The sequence below is a fragment of the Pseudomonas anguilliseptica genome (genome assembly GCF_021375795.1).
Taxonomy (GTDB): Bacteria; Pseudomonadota; Gammaproteobacteria; order Pseudomonadales; family Pseudomonadaceae; genus Aquipseudomonas; species Aquipseudomonas anguilliseptica_A.
The window spans coordinates 1,594,777-1,612,584 of the sequence record NZ_JAEIOI010000001.1 but is presented as its reverse complement, the minus strand read 5'-3'; the positions used below and the strand labels follow the sequence as shown (position 1 = coordinate 1,612,584).

The window sequence follows — 17,808 nt, the reverse complement described above, 5'->3', positions numbered from 1 at the left end:
CCAAGCATGGGCAAAACCGCTCGCAGCTGGCTATGATCGGAGCCCATGAGCAACCCTCCATCCTTGCGTCAACCCTGCCCACCCGGTGCCTGCGATTGCGGGCGCGAGCAGCTGTTGCAGAGCGCCAGCAGCGACGTACGCATCCTGTTGCTAACCCGCACGGAGGAAAAACGCCTGCTCGAGCGCCTGGAAAACCTCGAGAGTCTGGCGGATCTGGAGAAGATGCAGCGGCGCATCTACGAGCAGCTCGGTGTGCGCGTCGCGGTTGCCCCAGGTTTCAATGAGGTGCGCAGCATGCGCGGTATTGCCATTCAGATCGATGAGTTGCCAGGGCTGTGCCGCAAAACCCGTCAATCGATCCCCACGGCTATCCGTCGCGCCCTGGAGAAACGCCCGGAAATCGCCTACAGCCTGCTCAACGCCAATGACCTGCTGCGTGACACCTGACGCCATACGACGCCTGAAACGACAACGGCCATGATCGCGCGATCATGGCCGTTGTCGTTTCAATGGAATGTGCAGTAGTGATCAGCGCTGCTGCTGACTCACACTGGTTGCGGCAACCGGTTCAGCTTTCGCTGCAGCAGTAGCCTCGACCGCCTCATCCTCAGTGCGCACAGCCTTGCGGAACGAGCGGATCGCCTCACCGAGATCGGACCCGGCATTTTTCAGACGCTTGGTGCCGAACACCAGCACTACAACGACCAGCAGGACCAACCAATGTTTGATATCAAACACGCCCATCTTTCTGCTCCGTTGCGCTCCGCGAGCGACTCAGTTGATGAAGATGAAGTTAACCAACAGGTACAAACCAGCTGCCAGCGTCATCGAGATGGGCAGCGTCAGCGCCCAGGCCAGCAGAATATTGCGCACCGTGCCGGCCTGCAGACCGCTGCGGTTGGCCACCATGGTACCGGCAACCCCTGAAGACAGCACATGGGTGGTCGACACCGGCAGACTGAAGACGTTCGCCAAGCCAATCGCCACGGCCGCCGTCACCTGAGCACTCATGCCCTGGGCATAGGTCATGCCACCACGGCCAATCTTCTCGCCAACAGTCAGTACCACGCGCTTCCAGCCCACCATGGTACCCAGACCAAGCGCCAGGGCCACAGCGATCACCACCCAGAAAGGCACATATTCCGTGGTGGCGGTCAGGTCTTTGCGCAGTTTTTCCAGGTCGCTTTTTTCGCGGCTGTCCAACAGGTCGAGTTTGCCAACCTTGCGAGCCGCGTCATCCAGGCACAACAGGTAGCGGCGCATATCAATACGCGCTGCATCCGGCACTTCAGTGTAGTTACGCACCCCTTCCAGCGTTTTCAGCAACGCAACCAGGGTCGCTTCGGTCTGCTTCGGATCACAGCGGTAGACCTTCGGCAGCTCGGTGCGATTGTTCTTGCCCAGCGCCAGGTACTCCGACAACGAGTCGGCGTTGCGCTGGTAGAACTCACCCAGGTGGGTGGCCGCATCGCGAGTACGGGCGATCTCGTAGGTAGTACTGTTGAGGTCCAGGGCAAACTGCGCCGGCACGATACCGATCAGCACCAGCATGATCAGGCCAATACCTTTCTGACCATCGTTGGAGCCGTGCACAAAGCTCACACCCATGGCAGAGGACACCAGCACCAGACGGTTCCAGAACGGCGGATGCTTCTTGCCTTTCTCTTCGGCACGCTGCTCGGGTGAGGTGTGCATGGTCGACTGCGGCTTCCACAGTTTCAGGCCAATCAGCAACAACCCGGCGACGGCAAAGCCGGCGATCGGCGAAAGCAGCAGAGACAGGCCGATGTCAGTCGCTTTCTGCCAGTTCACCCCTTCCGCGACAGTGATTTCAGTGAGCAGCGCATTGGCCAGCCCCACGCCCAGGATCGAGCCGATCAGGGTGTGCGAGCTGGATGCCGGGATGCCCAGGTACCAGGTACCGAGGTTCCACAAAATGGCAGCGGCCAACAGCGAGAACACCATGGCCAAGCCCTGCCCGGTATCCACATTGATCAGCAGCTCAACCGGCAGCAGGTGGACGATGGCATAGGCCACGCCTACACCGCCCAACAGCACGCCCAGAAAATTGAACACTCCGGAGGAGAACACCGCCAGATTCGGCGTCATCGCCTTGGTGTAGATCACGGTGGCCACAGCGTTGGCGGTGTCGTGGAAACCGTTGATGAATTCAAATGCCAGCACAAAGGTAAGTGCAAGTACCAGGCTGACAATCAGCCACGTGTCCAGGCCTGAGAAAAGCGAGAGCATGCAAGAGCACTCTGGATTAGGGGCGCGCATTGTCACAAATGCGCCAAAGAAAAGCAGTAGCCCGCCCACAGATACTTGCATGCCACTCATCGGTGCAGTCAGCCAGCTAGAGCCCCCACACACAGGCCTGCCAGCTCGACGCTAACGCCCGCGCGCCGCCAGAATACGCGTTGCACCCTGGGTCTTCTGGCAGTACCAGAACACCCGACTGACGCCACGGGTGATCGCCACATAGGCCAGGCGCAGGCTTTCATCCTGCATAGCCTGGTCGTAGCTGTTGCTGAAGAATCCCGAACAGGCATACAGCGCATTGCGCAGCGGGTGCGACTCGGGCGGTTGGCACTCATCAAGGATGATCGCCACTTCGGCCTGCAAGCCCTTGGCGCGATGGATGGTGTAGGCCTTGACCGGCAGTTTCTTGTCCAGCTGCGCGATAATGGCCTGCAGCGGTTCGTTGCGCCGACTAAGCAGCAGCACCGCATTGCGCTCACGGCTGTTGCGCGCGGCGGCGTAGGCGCATTGTTCGCGGATCTGCTTGAGCAGCTCCGGCAGGCGTGCCTTGCTGTCGAAGCGCTGGATCAGGCGCACGCCATGATCACCTGGCTGGGTAGCTTTGATCGCCTGGCTGGCCTTCGCCTGTTTGTGCTGCACGTCGCCGAGCAGCGCTTCAGCGTCACGGATAATCGGCTCAATCGAACGGTAGTTGTTGGCCAGGGTCAGCACGGCGCTGCGTTTGGCTTTGCCTTTACCGGGAAAGTGCCGGTCGAAGTCGATAAACAGCTGCGGCGAGCTGCCGCGCCAGCCGTAGATCGACTGCCAGTCATCGCCGATGGCCATCAGGCTGACGGCTGCACCCTGCCCGGCCAGGCAACACTGCACGGCCTGCAACCACTGCACGATCTGCGGCGAGATGTCCTGAAATTCGTCGATCAGCAGATGGCTAAATGGCGCCAGCAGCTCTGGCGCAACACTTTTCCCGTCGGCATTAAGCCGCGCCGTCAGCTCAGCAAAGGCACCGTTAAACGTCATCAAACCCTGCGCCTGCAAAGCGCGCTCGAAGTACGGCCAGAACAGCCGCAATGCCTCAAGAAACCCGCGTACCGGCGCTGCAGTCTCAACGTTCTGCGGCTGCAAAGCCGACAGCTCAATGCCAATGCTCTCGGCAAACTCGGCCTGGGCATAAAAGGCCTCATACAACGGCGCAGCGCTGAACTCGCCCGCCAGCCGGTACGGATCCAGTGGGGCCTTAGCCTGACGCCCCCTCTCAAGCGGCGGCATCGGCAGTTGCAACAGGCTGTGCACCTGCTGACGAAAAACCGGCTGCTCGGCATAGCATTGCTGGTAAGCCTGTTTCAGTAGGCGTTGCTGGGCTGGGCGCAAGCGTCCGGCGCTGAGCGGGTTATCCAGTTCACGACTCGCCGCCCGCGGATCATCCAGCTGTTCGAACCAACGCGGATTACCCAGCGCACTCTTGGCCACACTGCCCATGGCCGAGTGGAAAGTGCGCACGCACTGGCGCGCCTGCACGGCATCGAAGGGATAGTTGAAGAAGCCCAACACCTTGAGCAGCTGTTCGCGCAGTTCGGCGCAGGACGCATTGGTAAAGGAAATCACCGTCAGTTGCTCGGGCTTGATGCCCAGGTGACAGAACATAAACACCACCCGCAGCACCAGCGTGGTGGACTTGCCCGAACCTGCCCCGGCGAAGATGCGTGTCAGCGGATGATTGCTGAGGATCATCGCCCACTGCTCAGCCGATGGCGCGCTAAGCAACCCAGCCGTCACCGCCCGCGCCACCTGCTCGCGCATGGCCCGAGCTTGCGCGGCTTCGACCGTCAGCATGGCCGGCCCGTCAATACCTTGAGTGCTGGGTTTACTGGCAGCGCGGCGCGGTTTAGCCGGCGGCTTCGCGCTAGCCGATTGGCCCTTGGCAGGCGCTTTTTTGGCCCGTGGTGCAGGTTTTTTTAACGGCGCAGCCGCTTCACGCTCGGCACGCAGATAGGCTGTGGTATGGGGGAAGTAACGCGCCAGAGCGGCAGACAACAGCCGCTTGTAACGCTGAACAGCAGTTGGCATTCGCGACCCAGACAGAAGATAGATCGTTGAATGATAAGTGCTTTTTACGGCGAGCTGGCGACTGAGCGGTGAGAACGCGCAGGCCTCTCACCGCTCAGTTCACCCGGCGGTTATCAATCGAGCATGCCGATATAGCGCGGATGACTGGCAACCCGCGCCAGCCAGGTTCGGATGGCCGGGTATGGGGCCAGGTCGAAATCGCCTTCGCCCGCCACGTGGGTGTAGGCGTACAGGGCGATATCGGCAATCGAGAAGTTCTCGCCAACCAGATAGGGCGTGCGCTGCAGCTGCTTCTCCATCACCTTGAGTGCCTTGTGACCGCGCACATGGCACTCCTCATACTCGCTACGGCGCGCTTCAGGCAGGCCCTGATAGAGCTGAATAAAGCGCGCCACCGCGACATAAGGCTCATGGCTGTACTGCTCGAAAAACTGCCACTGCAGCACCTGAGTGCGCAGGCGCGGCTCGCTGGGCAGAAACGCGCTGCCGTCGGCGAGGAAGTTGAGGATGGCATTGGATTCCCACAGACAGGTGCCGTCGTCCAGCTCCAGCACCGGGATCTTGCCGTTGGGATTCTTGGCCAGAAAGGCATCGCTCTGGGTCTCGCCCTTGAGGATATCGATCGGGCTCCACTGATAGGGCTGATCCAGCAGGTGCAGCATCAGCTTGACCTTGTAGCAGTTGCCCGAGCGGTAATCGCCATAAACCTTGTACATATCGCCCTCCTCCAATCTGCTTGACCGCGTGGATTAGCTTGCTTGCGCCTGACGAATCACCTCGGCCAGACGCTTGAGACCTTCGTTCAGGCGCTCCGGTGCGACGTGGCTGAAGTTAAGCCGCAAATGGCCAGGGTTGGCGTCCGGGTCGATAAAGAACGGCTCACCCGGCATAAACGCCACGTTCTGCGCCAGCGCCGGCGCCAGCAGCGTGCGAGTGTCCAGCGGCTGCTTGAGGGTCAGCCAGAAGAACAGACCGCCCTGGGGTACCTGCCAGTCGGCCAGGTCGCTGAAATGTTCTTCCAGCACCGCCTGCATGGCATCACGGCGGATACGGTAGAAGTCGCGCAGCTCGGCCAGGTGGCCACGGTATTTCTCGCTGCCCAGCCACTGCAGCGCCTGCCACTGACCGATGCGGTTGGTGTGCAGGTCCGCCGACTGTTTGAGGCGCAACAGGTAAGGGAACAAGTCCTTCGTCGCAATCAGGTAGCCGACGCGCAGGCCAGGCAGCAGGGTTTTCGACACCGTGCCGGTGTAAATCCAGCTGGCCTTTTGCAGACGGCTGACAATCGGCGTGGCACTGCCATCATCGAATACCAGCTCGCGATATGGCTCATCTTCAATCAGGGTCACGCCGAACTCATCCAGCAGCGCCGCCACGGCGTCGCGCTTGGCTTCGCTGTAACGCACCGCCGATGGGTTCTGAAAGGTCGGGATCAGATAGGCAAAGGCCGGTTTGTGGTTCTGCAGACGTTGGCGCAAAGCGTCGATCTGCGGGCCGTCGGCTTCCTGCGGCACGGCGATGCAATCAGCGCCGAACAGCTGGAAGGCCTGTAGCGCGGCCAGGTAGGTCGGCGCCTCGAGCAGCACTTCGGTACCCGGATCGATAAACAGTTTGCTGGCCAAGTCCAACGTCTGCTGCGAACCGCTGACGATCAATACCTGGCTGGCCTCGCAGGGTACGCCCAGAGCGCGAGCCTCGGCGGCAATCGCCTCACGCAGCGCCGGCTCGCCTTCGCTCATGCCGTACTGACCCATGCTCGCCGGCATATCGGCCCATTCGACCTTCGGCAACATGGGTTCGGCCGGCAACCCGCCAGCAAAGGACATGACTTCCGGACGCTGCGCCGCGGCGAGGATTTCACGGATCAGGGAGCTTTTCAGGCGGGCAACACGTTCGGAGAAGGCCATGGATATCACCGGTAGCAAAGGCAAATAAAAATAGGTCAAACTGTTTGACCGAAATTCTGTTTGCCTGAAACTACGACGATCAACCCGAATACGTCAATAGGCTTGACCTTAATGCTTGACCTCAAGAGCACAACCACTCAGCAGACGGCCATGGAAGCCTTCTTCTTCGGCTACCAGGCGTTTACCGCCAAGGCCGATGAGATGCTGGCGCGCCGCGGCCTGTCACGGGTGCATCACCGCATTCTGTTCTTTATCGCCAAGTACCCAGGGCTGAGCATGAAAGAACTGCTCGGCTACCTGGGCGTCAGCAAGCAGGCGCTGAACACTCCCCTGCGCCAATTGCTGGAAATGAACCTGGTGCAGAGCCTTGCCGCTGAAGACGACAAGCGCAAACGACTGCTCGGCTTTACGGCTGAAGGCGCCAAGCTGGAACAGGCCCTGCGCCGTGAGCAAGCCAAGCTGCTGCAGCGGGCATTCAGTGAAGCCGGGGAAACCGCCGTCAGCGGCTGGTTGCAGGTCAACCAAACCCTGCATAACAGCGCCAGTGAAAGCTGAGAGAGCACTCCCGGTATAAAACTGTACTGACGCCACAAACAAGCTGCCTGAAACTGTACCGCCCATTGCCTGCATCGCTGTACCGCGACGCTCTGGGCATCTGCCCCTAGGCTGATCAGTACTGCCCCAATAAGTGCTATGAGCCTGCGCCATGACCACCGAACTGCTGCTCGCCTTTATCGCCTTCGCCTTTGTCACCTCGGTTACGCCGGGGCCGAACAATATGATGCTGCTGGCCAGCGGGGTGAATTTCGGCCTGCGTCGCAGCCTGCCGCATATGTTCGGCATCAGCCTGGGTTTTATGTTGCTGGTGGCCTCGGTCGGTCTCGGCCTGGGCCAGTTGTTCGAGCAAGTACCGCTGCTGCACAGCGTGCTGCGCTACCTGGGCGCGGCCTACCTGCTGTACCTGGCCTGGAAGATTGCCGGCTCCGGAGCACCACAGGATGGCGGCAAGTCCGTGGGTAAACCCTTTACCTTTCTGCAGGCGGCGGCCTTTCAGTGGGTCAACCCGAAAGCCTGGATCATGGCCATCGGCGCCATTACCACCTACACCCCGCAGGAAAACTTTGTGGTCAACGTGCTGCTGATCGCCGCGCTGTTCGCCCTGGTCAACTGCCCCAGCGTCGGTCTGTGGACGGTCGCGGGCAGCCTGCTGCGCAACTGGCTGAGTAACGCCCGAGCGCTGCGTATCTTCAATATCGGCATGGCCCTGCTGCTGGTCGCCTCGCTGTATCCCATCTTTGCCGACACTGGATTGCTCTGATGCACGATCTACCGCAAACCCGCTTACGGCCATTGGCCGACACCTCGACCTCGGCGGTAGTCGCCGGCTTTATCGCCATGCTTACCGGCTACACCAGCTCGCTGGTGCTGATGTTCCAGGCTGGCCAGGCTGCAGGTCTGACCAACGGGCAGATTTCCTCGTGGATCTGGGCATTGTCGATTGGCATGGCAATCTGCTGCATCGGCCTGTCGCTGCGCTACCGCGCGCCGATCATGATCGCCTGGTCCACCCCTGGTGCCGCCCTGCTGATCACCAGCCTGCCCGGCGTGCCCTATAGCGAGGCGATTGGTGCCTATATCTTCGCTTCGGCACTGATTGTGCTGATCGGTTTGACCGGCACCTTCGACCGCCTGATGCGCCGTATCCCCGCCTCTATCGCCGCCGCGTTGTTGGCCGGCGTGCTGTTCAAGATCGGCCTGGAAATCTGCAACGCGGCCGAGCAACAGCCGCTGCTGGTAGTGGCCATGCTGATCGCCTACCTGCTGGGCAAACGCCTGCTGCCGCGCTACGCCGTGCTCGCCGCCTTGATCGTCGGCAGCGTACTGGCTGCGATTTTCGGCCTGCTCAACTTCGAGCATTTCGAGCTGCAACTGGCGGTGCCGGAATGGACCACCCCGAGCTTCTCCCTGGCGGCAATCATCAGTATCGGCATCCCACTGTTTATCGTTGCCATGGCCTCGCAGAACCTGCCGGGCATGGCCGTGCTGCGCGCCAACGGTTATGACGTGCCGGCCAGCCCACTGCTGAGCGCCACCGGCCTGACGTCGATGCTACTGGCGCCGTTCGGCAGCCATGGCATTCATATGGCGGCCATCAGCGCAGCGATCTGCGCCGGCCCGGAAGCCCACGAAGACCCGAAAAAACGCTATACCGCCGCCATCTGGTGCGGGGTGTTCTATGGCATCGCCGGCATCTTCGGTGCCACCTTGGCCGCGCTGTTTGCCGCGTTGCCGAAAGCGCTGATCCTATCCATCGCCGCCCTCGCCCTGTTCGCCTCGATCATTGGCGGCCTGACGCAAGCCATGAGCGAGCCGAAAGAGCGCGAAGCGGCGCTGATCACCTTTCTCGTCACCGCCTCGGGCATGACCCTGTTCTCGGTGGGGTCGGCGTTCTGGGGGATTGTTGCGGGGCTGCTGACCCTGGCGATTCTCAACTGGGGCAAGCGGGACGATTGAGTGATGGGTATCGCTGCGCTCAACCCGCCCTAAGAGTTGAGGGCTAACTGCATAGCAGGCAATAAAAAATCGTCTGGAACGATTTTTAACGTCGCGGAGTGACGGCCCGAAGGGTGACTGCCATGGATGGCAGGTCATAAAAAACGGGCTTATGCATAACGCATAAGCCCGTTTTTATTGCAGCCGTTGTAATCAGCCGCGCTGACGTTTCGGCAGCACATCCTTGAGCTTGGCATGCATGCCGCGCAGGGTTTTCTCGGTGCTTTCCCAATCGATGCAGGCATCGGTGATGGACACGCCGTATTTGAGCTGGCTGAGGTCCTTGGGAATCGACTGATTGCCCCAGCCCAAGTGGCTTTCCACCATCAGGCCGACAATCGACTGGTTACCTTCGAGGATCTGGTTGGCGACGTTATCCATCACCAGCGGTTGCAGGGCCGGGTCCTTGTTGGAGTTGGCGTGGCTGCAATCGACCATGATGTTCGGGCGGATGCCGGCTTTGGTCAGTTCCTGCTCACAAACGGCAACACTCACCGAGTCGTAGTTCGGCTTGCCGTTGCCACCGCGCAGCACCACGTGACCGTAGGCATTGCCTTTGGTGGTGACGATGGACACGCCACCTTCCTGGTTGATGCCGAGAAAACGGTGCGGGCTGGAGACCGACTGCAGGGCGTTGATCGCCACGGTCAGGCCACCGTCAGTGCCGTTCTTGAAGCCCACAGCCGAGGAAAGACCCGAGGCCATCTCACGGTGGGTTTGCGACTCGGTGGTACGTGCGCCAATGGCCGACCAGCTGATCAGGTCCTGCAGGTATTGCGGGGAAATCGGGTCCAGGGCTTCTGTGGCAGTCGGCAAGTCCATTTCAGCCAGATCACGCAACAGCTGACGACCGATGTGCAAGCCGTCCTGAATCTTGAACGAGTCGTCCATGAACGGGTCGTTGATCAACCCTTTCCAGCCAACGGTGGTACGCGGCTTCTCGAAATACACCCGCATGACCAGATACAGGCTATCCGACAGCTCAGCAGCCAGTGCCTTGAGGCGCCCGGCATACTCGTGGGCAGCTTTGATGTCATGGATCGAGCAGGGACCCACCACCACGAACAGACGATGATCCTTGCCATCGAGAATATTGCGGATCACCTCACGACCACTGGCAACCGTGCGCAGGGCAGCTTCGGTCAGCGGAATTTCACGCTTGAGCTGTGCGGGGGTGATCAGGGTTTCGTTGGAGGCAACGTTCAGGTCATCAATCGGTAAATCAGCCATCGTGCTATTCATCAGTCAGAGTCATCAGGTCACGGGTGCCGGCCGCCAGCGATCCCCGTGTGGCGGAGCACAGCAATATGAGCACAGCGGGGAAGCCGAACCTTAGCGCGTAAAGGCCTGGCTCGACAATGGGCTTGGTAGGTCGCCGAAAGACTACCTGCGTTGGCAATATCGCGTTAAAAACCGCCTCGCCCAGGTTTTTCCGCGACCTGCAGGCGGGCAATCACTAATTCAGGCTGGCGCGGGAGAACTCGGCGGCATGCTGGCTGATCCATTCCTGCGCCACCGTTTCAATCGGCAGACTGCAGCCCAGCTCCTGCTCACGTTGATGACGGTAATGTTCAATCTGGCAGACCTGCTCGACCATGCGCGCGCGAAACAGGGTGTCTTCATCAACAAAGGCAATACCGACCAGGTACTTGTCCTCCTGCTTGCGACACCAGGCCACCAGCCCAGGGTAACGCGCATGCTCGCCAAACAGCGGAATACGCAACTCGATGGCTGTGCCACGGCGAAAAGCGCGGTTGGAGTTGCAAGCCACACCGCCGAGGCTGATATTGTTGAGCCGCTGCTTGGGCACGAACGCCTGTTTACGCAGCACCAATTCAACCGGCATATCACTGGGATGACGCAGAAAGTGACGCATCTATGACTACCTCGGATGCCATCAATCTGATACCACATTGGGCAGTATAGTGACTGAGCTGGAACTGACCGATTTAGATGCAGATCGCCATCTACTCGACTTGCCCGGCACTTCACTGCTGATATTTACCAGCATAGGTTGTGCCAGTTGCCGTTGGGCGCGCCGTGAACTGGGCAAACTGCCGCTGCCCGTGCAGCGCCTGGCCTGGGTCGATGCGGCCAACAATGGCGGTTTAGTGGCACGTTACGAGGTATTCCATCTACCGGCCCTGTTTGCCGTACGTGATGGCCAATTTTATGGCGCACTGCACAGCCGCCTGCACAGCGCCGAACTCACCCAGGCGCTGGACACTGCCCTGTCGCGCCCTGCAGAGGAACTTCCCTGATGACTGCAACACCCCGTATCGGCATTCTCGGCTCCGGCGCAATTGGCGGTTTTTATGGCCTGATGCTGGCCCGCGCCGGTTTTGATGTGCACTTTCTGCTGCGCAGTGAATTCGCCGCTGTCGCCAGTCAGGGCCTGCAGGTCAACAGTACTGTGCATGGCAGCCTGCACCTGGATAACGTGCAGGCGTATCAGTCGGTCAGCGACATGCCGCCATGCGACTGGCTGCTGATCGGCGCCAAGACCACCAGCAACGCCGAACTGGCGCCGCTGATCAGCCAGGCAGCCGCACCGGGCGCCAAAGTGGTGCTGATGCAGAATGGTCTGGCCGTGGAAGACGAACTGCGCCCGCTGCTGCCGGACTCGCTGCACCTGCTGGGCGGCCTCTGCTATATCTGCGCGCATCGCAGTGCACCAGGAGTGGTCGAACATCAGGCGCTGGGCAACGTCAACCTGGGCTATCACTCCGGCCCGACGAGCGATGCCGAGGGCCGTCAGCAGATCCTCGAACAAGGCTGTGCACTGTTCCAGGCTGCCGGGCTGGACTCCACCGCCATGGCCGAACTGAACCAGGCGCGCTGGCAAAAGCTGGTGTGGAACGTGCCCTACAACGGCCTGGCGGTGCTGCTCAACAGCGCCACCACGGCGCTAATGGGCAACGCCGACAGCCGCGCGCTGATCGAGGCAATCATGCAGGAAGTGGTGGATGCCGCCGGTGCCTGCGGCTATCAGCTGCCCGCAGGCTTTGCCGGCAAGTTGCTCGCCGCCACCGACCATATGCCGGACTACCTGCCGAGCATGTACCACGACTTCGCCCTGCAACGCCCGCTGGAACTGCACGCCATCTATGCCGCACCACTGGCCGCTGCGGCCCAAGCCGGTTACGCCATGCCGCGCACCGAGATGCTGTATCAGACCCTGCGTTTTCTCGAACAACGCGCGCAATAGGACACCGTCATGAGCAAGGGATTAGGCGACAAACTGGTGCTGGCGATTTCCTCGCGGGCGCTGTTCGATCTGCGCGACAGCCACCAGGTTTATGAAAGCCAGGGCGTCGAGGCCTATCGCCAATACCAGATCGAGCATGAGGACGAAATCCTCCCCCCTGGCGATGCCTTTCCCCTGGTGGAGAAGCTGCTGCAGATCAACACCACCCTCAAGCAGCAGCGCGTTGAAGTGATTCTGGTCTCGCGCAACAGTGCTGACACCGGCCTGCGCGCCTTCAACTCGATCCAGCACTACGGCCTGGGCATCTCCCGCGCAGCCTTTGTCGGTGGACGCAGCCCCGATCCGTATCTGGCCGCCTTCGGCTGCCACCTGTTTCTCTCCACTCACGCCGAAGATGTGCGCAGCGCGCTGCGTGCCGGTTTCGGTGCGGCGACCATCCTCTCCGGTGGCGCACGCCGGGCGGCAAGCAACGAGCTGCGCATCGCCTTCGACGGTGACGCCGTGCTGTTTTCCGATGAATCCGAGCGGGTCTATCAACAGGCCGGCCTGGAAGCCTTCCAGAGCCACGAACGGCAGTCAGCCCGTGAGCTGCTCGGCGGCGGCCCATTCAAGCCGTTCCTCGCCGCCCTGCACCGCCTGCAACAGGAGTTCCCGGAAGAGCAGTGCCCGATTCGCACGGCACTGGTCACCGCGCGCTCGGCGCCAGCCCATGAGCGGGTGATCCGCACCCTGCGCGAGTGGAACATTCGTCTGGATGAGTCGTTCTTCCTCGGCGGCCTGGAAAAAGCCGCGATTCTGGAAACCTTCGGCGCCGATGTGTTCTTCGACGACCAGGCCGGGCACTGCGAAAAAGCCCGCGAAGTGGTCGCCACCGGTCACGTACCGCACGGCATCAGTAACGAACCACAACTCTAATTCCTACGCATGAGGGCCATCAGCGCCCTCTTCCCCCTATACCTATATAACCATTCGTCCTCAAAACCTGTGGTTTCTTTGACTTGCCGATGGCACTGCTAAGCTCAGATCAGGCCCGCCAGTCAGGCAGTCAAGGAGGCCGAATGATTCGCTCGATTCTGTATGCCACTGATCTGGGTCTGTATGCCCCCTACATCCTGCAACACGCTCTGGCGTTGACCCGCTCTTTCAATGCCAGCCTGTATGTGGTGCACGCGGTGGAGCCCATGGGTCTGTTTGCCGAATCGGTGCTGCAAACCTACCTGGATGAAGAGCGGCTCAAGGAGCTGCGCACCAACGGCCTGAGTACCGTGATGGCCAGCATCGAACAGCGAGTGCTGGAGGGCTTTCGCGATGAGATCGGCGAAGCGCTGCATGACCTGGATCTGATCAAGGCAGTACGCGTGGTCCAGGGTGATCCACCGTTGGTAATCCTCGATGAAGCGCAGCAACTCGGCGTGGATCTGCTGGTCCTAGGTAGCCACAGCCACGGTACCGATATGGACATTCCCCTGGGACGGACGGCTTCGCGCCTGGTGCAGCTTTCCGAAGTGCCGGTGTACCTGGTGCCGATGCTGCAACACCGTAGTCGTGGAGAACTTTGAATAAAGGCGGTCTTTTTAGATATTTGGTCTAGATTTAATGCTTTAATCATCATTATGGTTATATAAAACGCCGGTAACCTGAACGGCCGTCTTTTTGCTTTGAGGGATTTTTATGAAGCTCCAACAACTGCGCTACATCTGGGAAGTCGCGCATCACGACCTCAACGTATCTGCCACCGCACAAAGCCTCTACACCTCGCAGCCCGGCATCAGCAAACAGATACGCCTGCTGGAAGACGAACTGGGCGTGGAAGTCTTTGCCCGCAGCGGCAAGCACCTGACCCGCATCACTCCAGCCGGCGAACGTATCATCAACACCGCTGGCGAGATTCTGCGCAAGGTTGAAAGCATCAAGCAGATTGCCCAGGAATTCTCCAACGAGAAAAAAGGCACCCTGTCGATTGCCACCACTCACACCCAGGCGCGCTACGCCCTGCCGCCAGTGATCAGCGCCTTTATCAAACAGTACCCGGACGTAGCTCTGCACATGCACCAGGGCACACCGACACAGATTTCCGAAATGGCCGCCGATGGCACCGTGGATTTCGCCATCGCCACTGAAGGCCTGGAACTGTTCAACGACCTGATCATGATGCCCTGCTACCGCTGGAACCGTTGCGTGATCGTGCCCCAGGGCCACCCACTGACCAAGCTACCGAAGCTGACCCTGGAAGCCCTGGCCGAGCATGAAATCGTCACCTACACCTTCGGTTTTACCGGCCGTTCGAAACTCGACGAAGCCTTCAGCCATCGCGGCCTGACGCCGAAAGTGGTGTTCACCGCTGCCGACGCCGACGTGATCAAGACTTACGTGCGCCTGGGCCTGGGTGTTGGCATCGTGGCCAAGATGGCGATCGACCCCAAACTCGACCCGGACCTGGTGGTGCTGGATGCCGGCGACCTGTTCGAGGCCAGCGTGACCAAGATCGGCTTCCGCCGCGGCACCTTCCTGCGCGGTTTTATGTGCGACTTTATCGAGAAATTCGCCCCGCACCTGACCCGCGACGTTATGGCCAAGGCCGTACAGTGCCACAGCAAGGTCGAGCTGGAAGAGCTGTTCGAAGGCGTTGAACTGCCGCTGCACTGAGCCAATCAGCAGGCATGAAAAAGCCCGTCCAAGTGACGGGCTTTTTCATGCTCGGCCATATCTATTCGGTGGCTTTCAACTCTTTGCCATGGACGAAGTTGACCCACCAGCCGAAGGCAGCTGCGGTAAAGAACATGATGATGCTGTAGATCGCTGCGGGGATCGACATGGTCGCGTTGTTCAGCAGCATCGGGCTGAGTGCCAAGGCAATCGCCAGGGTGCCGTTGTGAATGCCGATCTCCATGCCAATAGCAATCGATTGACGCAAGCTGAGCTTGCACAGACGCGGCACCCAGTAGCCCACCGCCAGGCTGATCAGGTTGAAGGCCAGCGCCGCACCGCCTACCAGAGGCGCGTAATCGACGAAGGTCTGCCAGTCCTTGACCACCGCCAGAAGGATGATGATCAACAGAAACAGCGCGGAGATGATCTTCACCGGCTTTTCCATACGCGCGGCAAAACCTGGGAAGCGGCTGCGCAGCCAAATGCCGATGGCCACCGGACCAAGGACGATGACAAACACCTGCACCACCTTGGTGAACTGCAGCGGTAGCGCCTGATCACCGTCCATGAAATAAGCCAGCGACAGGTTGACGATCAGCGGCATGGTCAGCACGGCAATCACCGAATTGACCGCCGTCAGGGTGATATTCAGCGCCACATCGCCATGCGCCAGATGACTGTACAGGTTGGCCGTGGTGCCGCCTGGTGAAGCGGCCAGCAGCATCAGGCCAACCGCCAGCGCCGGAGCCAAGCCGAACGCCTTGGCCAGAAAGAAGCACACCAGCGGCAGCAGCAACAGCTGGCAAGCCAGGCCAATCAGCACTGGTTTAGGGAATTTCACCACCCGCGCGAAATCGGCCAGGGTCAGCGACAGACCCAGGCCGAGCATGATGATGCCCAGGGCAATGGGAAGAAACAGGGTCAGTAACGGGTCAGCAGTCATTATTGTTCTACTCCGGGATCGGGACAGCGCGACGATTCTGGCGAGAGCGTGATGGCGTTCGCAGTGACTTTAGCGGCCAATCGTCCAGGCTGGGAGGCCCCATATGTAAAAAGGTGCCACATGGGCACCTTTTTTATCGCAACCCGCTAAGCGTCAGATCGCGGTCGCCCCACCATCCACCGCCAGTGCCTGGCCAGTGGTGAACGCTGCGTTATCGCAGCACAGGTACAGCACGGCAGCGGCGATTTCCTCGACCTTGCCGATGCGCCCGACCGGGTGCATGGCAGCTGCGAACTCGCCCTTCTTCGGGTCGGCTTCATAGGCGCGGCGGAACATGTCGGTGTCGATCACCGCCGGGCACACCGCGTTGACCCGCACCTTCTTCTTCGCATACTCGACCGCCGCCGATTTGGTCAGGCCGATCACCGCATGCTTGGACGCGGCATAGATGCTCATCTTCGGTGCCGCGCCCAGACCAGCCACCGACGCGGTGTTGACGATGGCACCACCGCCTTGGGCCAGCAGCAGCGGGATCTGGTGCTTCATGCACAGCCACACGCCTTTGACGTTGACGCCCATGATGGCGTCGAACTCGCTTTCGCTGCCTTCGGCCAGCTTGCCCTTCTCGATCTCGATGCCGGCGTTGTTGAAGGCGTAGTCCAGACGGCCATAGGCGCCCAGCGTACGCTCCATCAGCACCTTGACCTCGGCATCGCGGGTCACGTCGCAGCGCACGAACAGCGCATCACCGCCGGCTTCACGGATCAGCGCCACGGTCGCTTCGCCACCTTCGACATCGACGTCGGACACCACCACCTGCAGGCCTTCGTTGGCGAATGCCAGTGCCGTGGCACGACCAATACCAGCAGCACCACCGGTGACCAGGGCAACCCGGCCGGAAAAGCTCAAGCTCATCTGCGTGTCCTCGCAAGGATTAGAAACTGCGTCGAGTCTAATCAGCTGCTGCGTAGCAAGGCAGCACTATCAAACTGCTGGTGATAGCCCCATCGAAATGAGTGATTAACACCCCAGCACAGCTATCACTCGAATGGATTTACAAGCATTCGGCCCACGGGCAAACCTTGCCCCACTGATCAGCACGGGCTATCAACAGGCTTTCCGTTCAGTGAGTACCTGCCATGACTACCCCACTCAACCGCCAGTTCCTGCTTGCCCAACGCCCGGTCGGCCTGCCCAGCCGCGAGACCTTCAGCTATGTGGAAACCAGCGTCGGTGAACCCGGTCCCGGCCAAATACTGGTGAAGAACGCCTACCTGTCGCTGGACCCGGCCATGCGTGGCTGGATGAACGACGCCAAGTCCTACATCCCACCGGTCGGTATCGGTGAAGTGATGCGCGCCCTCGGCGTCGGTGAAGTAATCGCCTCGCAGCACCCGGACTTTGCCGTCGGTGATCATGTAAATGGTGCACTGGGCGTACAGGATTACTTCCTCGGTGAGCCCAAGGGTTTCTACAAGGTCGACCCCAAGCGCGCGCCGCTGCCGCTGTATCTGTCGGCACTGGGCATGACCGGCATGACCGCCTACTTCGCCCTGCTCGATGTCGGCGCGCCGCAAGCCGGTGAAACCGTGGTGATTTCCGGCGCCGCCGGCGCGGTCGGCAGCGTGGCCGGGCAGATCGCCAAGCTCAAGGGTTGCCGCGTGGTCGGCATTGCCGGTGGTGCGGACAAGTGCAAGTTCCTGATCGATGAACTGGGCTTCGATGGCGCCATCGACTACAAGAACGAAGACGTGATCGCCGGCCTCAAGCGCGAGTGCCCCAAAGGGGTGGACGTGTATTTCGATAACGTCGGCGGCGACATTCTCGACGCCGTGCTCACCCGCCTGGCCTTCAAGGCACGGGTGGTGATCTGCGGGGCGATCAGCCAGTACAACAACAAACAGGCGGTCAAAGGTCCGGCCAACTACCTCAACCTGCTGGTCAACAGTGCACGCATGGAAGGCATGGTGGTGATGACCTACGCCCCGCGCTTTGCCGAAGCGGCTGCTGAGATGGGCGGCTGGCTGGCCAGCGGCAAGCTGAAGTCCAAGGAAGATATCGTCAGCGGCCTGACGACCTTCCCGGAAACCTTGCTCAAGCTGTTCAGCGGCGAGAACTTCGGCAAGCTGGTGCTTAAGGTCGAGTAACACCCTCCCGTAGGATGGGTTAGCCGCCTAGGTGATGACAAGGCAAGAGCGCATTGCCCGGGCGGCGTCACCCAT

19 protein-coding genes are annotated in these 17,808 nt (G+C 60.6%); 10 read left to right on the top strand and 9 right to left on the bottom strand.

All coding sequences use genetic code 11. From position 1 onward, the window contains the following. Positions 1-45 precede the first annotated feature (45 nt). The gene (locus IOD17_RS07490; RefSeq protein WP_233684429.1) at positions 46-447 is read left to right on the top strand and encodes a hypothetical protein; all 402 of its coding nucleotides are present in this window, start codon (positions 46-48) and stop codon (positions 445-447) included. Positions 448-528: 81 nt separating this feature from the next. Here IOD17_RS07490 and tatA read toward each other — a convergent pair whose 3' ends face one another. From tatA to IOD17_RS07465, 5 genes are all read right to left on the bottom strand, one after another. After that, on the bottom strand, positions 529-744 hold the full coding sequence (gene tatA, locus IOD17_RS07485) for a twin-arginine translocase TatA/TatE family subunit (protein ID WP_325175661.1): 216 nt from the start codon (positions 742-744) through the stop codon (positions 529-531). A gap of 30 nt (positions 745-774) precedes the next feature. Then, the gene (locus IOD17_RS07480; protein ID WP_233684428.1) at positions 775-2,250 is read right to left on the bottom strand and encodes an inorganic phosphate transporter; all 1,476 of its coding nucleotides are present in this window, start codon (positions 2,248-2,250) and stop codon (positions 775-777) included. Between the two features lie 141 nt (positions 2,251-2,391). After that, a complete protein-coding gene (locus IOD17_RS07475) occupies positions 2,392-4,326 on the bottom strand; it encodes a DEAD/DEAH box helicase (RefSeq protein WP_233684427.1) in 1,935 nt (644 codons plus the stop codon). A 113-nt stretch (positions 4,327-4,439) separates the two neighbouring features. Further along, the gene (locus tag IOD17_RS07470; RefSeq protein WP_233684426.1) at positions 4,440-5,042 is read right to left on the bottom strand and encodes a glutathione S-transferase family protein; all 603 of its coding nucleotides are present in this window, start codon (positions 5,040-5,042) and stop codon (positions 4,440-4,442) included. Positions 5,043-5,075: 33 nt separating this feature from the next. Beyond that, a complete protein-coding gene (locus IOD17_RS07465; protein ID WP_233684425.1) occupies positions 5,076-6,233 on the bottom strand; it encodes a PLP-dependent aminotransferase family protein in 1,158 nt (385 codons plus the stop codon). A gap of 111 nt (positions 6,234-6,344) precedes the next feature. On the opposite strand from IOD17_RS07465, the gene IOD17_RS07460 reads away from it, so the two are divergent. The 3 genes from IOD17_RS07460 to IOD17_RS07450 all read left to right on the top strand — a co-directional run bounded on the left by IOD17_RS07460 (position 6,345) and on the right by IOD17_RS07450 (position 8,747). Then, the gene (locus IOD17_RS07460; protein WP_233684424.1) at positions 6,345-6,788 is read left to right on the top strand and encodes a MarR family winged helix-turn-helix transcriptional regulator; all 444 of its coding nucleotides are present in this window, start codon (positions 6,345-6,347) and stop codon (positions 6,786-6,788) included. Between the two features lie 151 nt (positions 6,789-6,939). Further along, the gene (locus IOD17_RS07455) at positions 6,940-7,551 is read left to right on the top strand and encodes a LysE family translocator (protein WP_233684423.1); all 612 of its coding nucleotides are present in this window, start codon (positions 6,940-6,942) and stop codon (positions 7,549-7,551) included. Further along, on the top strand, positions 7,551-8,747 hold the full coding sequence (locus IOD17_RS07450; protein ID WP_233684422.1) for a benzoate/H(+) symporter BenE family transporter: 1,197 nt from the start codon (positions 7,551-7,553) through the stop codon (positions 8,745-8,747). Before IOD17_RS07455 ends, IOD17_RS07450 begins: the two co-directional genes overlap by 1 nt. A gap of 192 nt (positions 8,748-8,939) precedes the next feature. Here IOD17_RS07450 and IOD17_RS07445 read toward each other — a convergent pair whose 3' ends face one another. Then, the gene (locus IOD17_RS07445) at positions 8,940-10,016 is read right to left on the bottom strand and encodes a 3-deoxy-7-phosphoheptulonate synthase (protein ID WP_233684421.1); all 1,077 of its coding nucleotides are present in this window, start codon (positions 10,014-10,016) and stop codon (positions 8,940-8,942) included. A 226-nt stretch (positions 10,017-10,242) separates the two neighbouring features. Further along, on the bottom strand, positions 10,243-10,662 hold the full coding sequence (locus IOD17_RS07440; RefSeq protein WP_233684420.1) for a PilZ domain-containing protein: 420 nt from the start codon (positions 10,660-10,662) through the stop codon (positions 10,243-10,245). Between IOD17_RS07440 and IOD17_RS07435 the strand changes: the two genes are divergently transcribed. The 5 genes from IOD17_RS07435 (at position 10,661) to cysB (ending at position 14,640) form a co-directional block, all read left to right on the top strand. Continuing rightward, complete coding sequence (locus tag IOD17_RS07435; protein ID WP_233684542.1) at positions 10,661-11,047, top strand: thioredoxin; 387 nt, start codon at positions 10,661-10,663, stop codon at positions 11,045-11,047. The genes IOD17_RS07440 and IOD17_RS07435 overlap by 2 nt on opposite strands. Beyond that, entirely contained in the window at positions 11,047-11,994 is a 948-nt protein-coding gene (locus tag IOD17_RS07430) for a putative 2-dehydropantoate 2-reductase (RefSeq protein WP_233684419.1), read from the top strand. Before IOD17_RS07435 ends, IOD17_RS07430 begins: the two co-directional genes overlap by 1 nt. A 9-nt stretch (positions 11,995-12,003) precedes the next feature. Beyond that, positions 12,004-12,909 (top strand): 5'-nucleotidase, encoded by a 906-nt coding sequence (locus tag IOD17_RS07425; protein ID WP_233684418.1) that lies wholly within the window; start codon positions 12,004-12,006, stop codon positions 12,907-12,909. Positions 12,910-13,052: 143 nt separating this feature from the next. Beyond that, positions 13,053-13,553 carry a universal stress protein gene (locus IOD17_RS07420; RefSeq protein WP_233684417.1) on the top strand — a complete coding sequence of 167 codons (501 nt, stop codon included), beginning with the start codon at positions 13,053-13,055 and terminating at the stop codon, positions 13,551-13,553. 112 nt (positions 13,554-13,665) lie between these two features. Further along, positions 13,666-14,640 carry an HTH-type transcriptional regulator CysB gene (gene cysB, locus IOD17_RS07415; protein WP_233684416.1) on the top strand — a complete coding sequence of 325 codons (975 nt, stop codon included), beginning with the start codon at positions 13,666-13,668 and terminating at the stop codon, positions 14,638-14,640. A gap of 61 nt (positions 14,641-14,701) precedes the next feature. Here cysB and IOD17_RS07410 read toward each other — a convergent pair whose 3' ends face one another. Together IOD17_RS07410 and IOD17_RS07405 are read right to left on the bottom strand one after the other, a co-directional pair. After that, positions 14,702-15,586: a bile acid:sodium symporter family protein gene (locus IOD17_RS07410; RefSeq protein WP_233684415.1), complete on the bottom strand. Its 885-nt coding sequence runs from the start codon at positions 15,584-15,586 to the stop codon at positions 14,702-14,704. Between the two features lie 153 nt (positions 15,587-15,739). After that, entirely contained in the window at positions 15,740-16,501 is a 762-nt protein-coding gene (locus IOD17_RS07405) for an SDR family oxidoreductase (RefSeq protein ID WP_233684414.1), read from the bottom strand. A gap of 224 nt (positions 16,502-16,725) precedes the next feature. Between IOD17_RS07405 and IOD17_RS07400 the strand changes: the two genes are divergently transcribed. Further along, positions 16,726-17,733, top strand: coding sequence for an NADP-dependent oxidoreductase (locus IOD17_RS07400; protein ID WP_233684413.1), 1,008 nt, complete (start codon positions 16,726-16,728; stop codon positions 17,731-17,733). Positions 17,734-17,808: the final 75 nt, after the last annotated feature.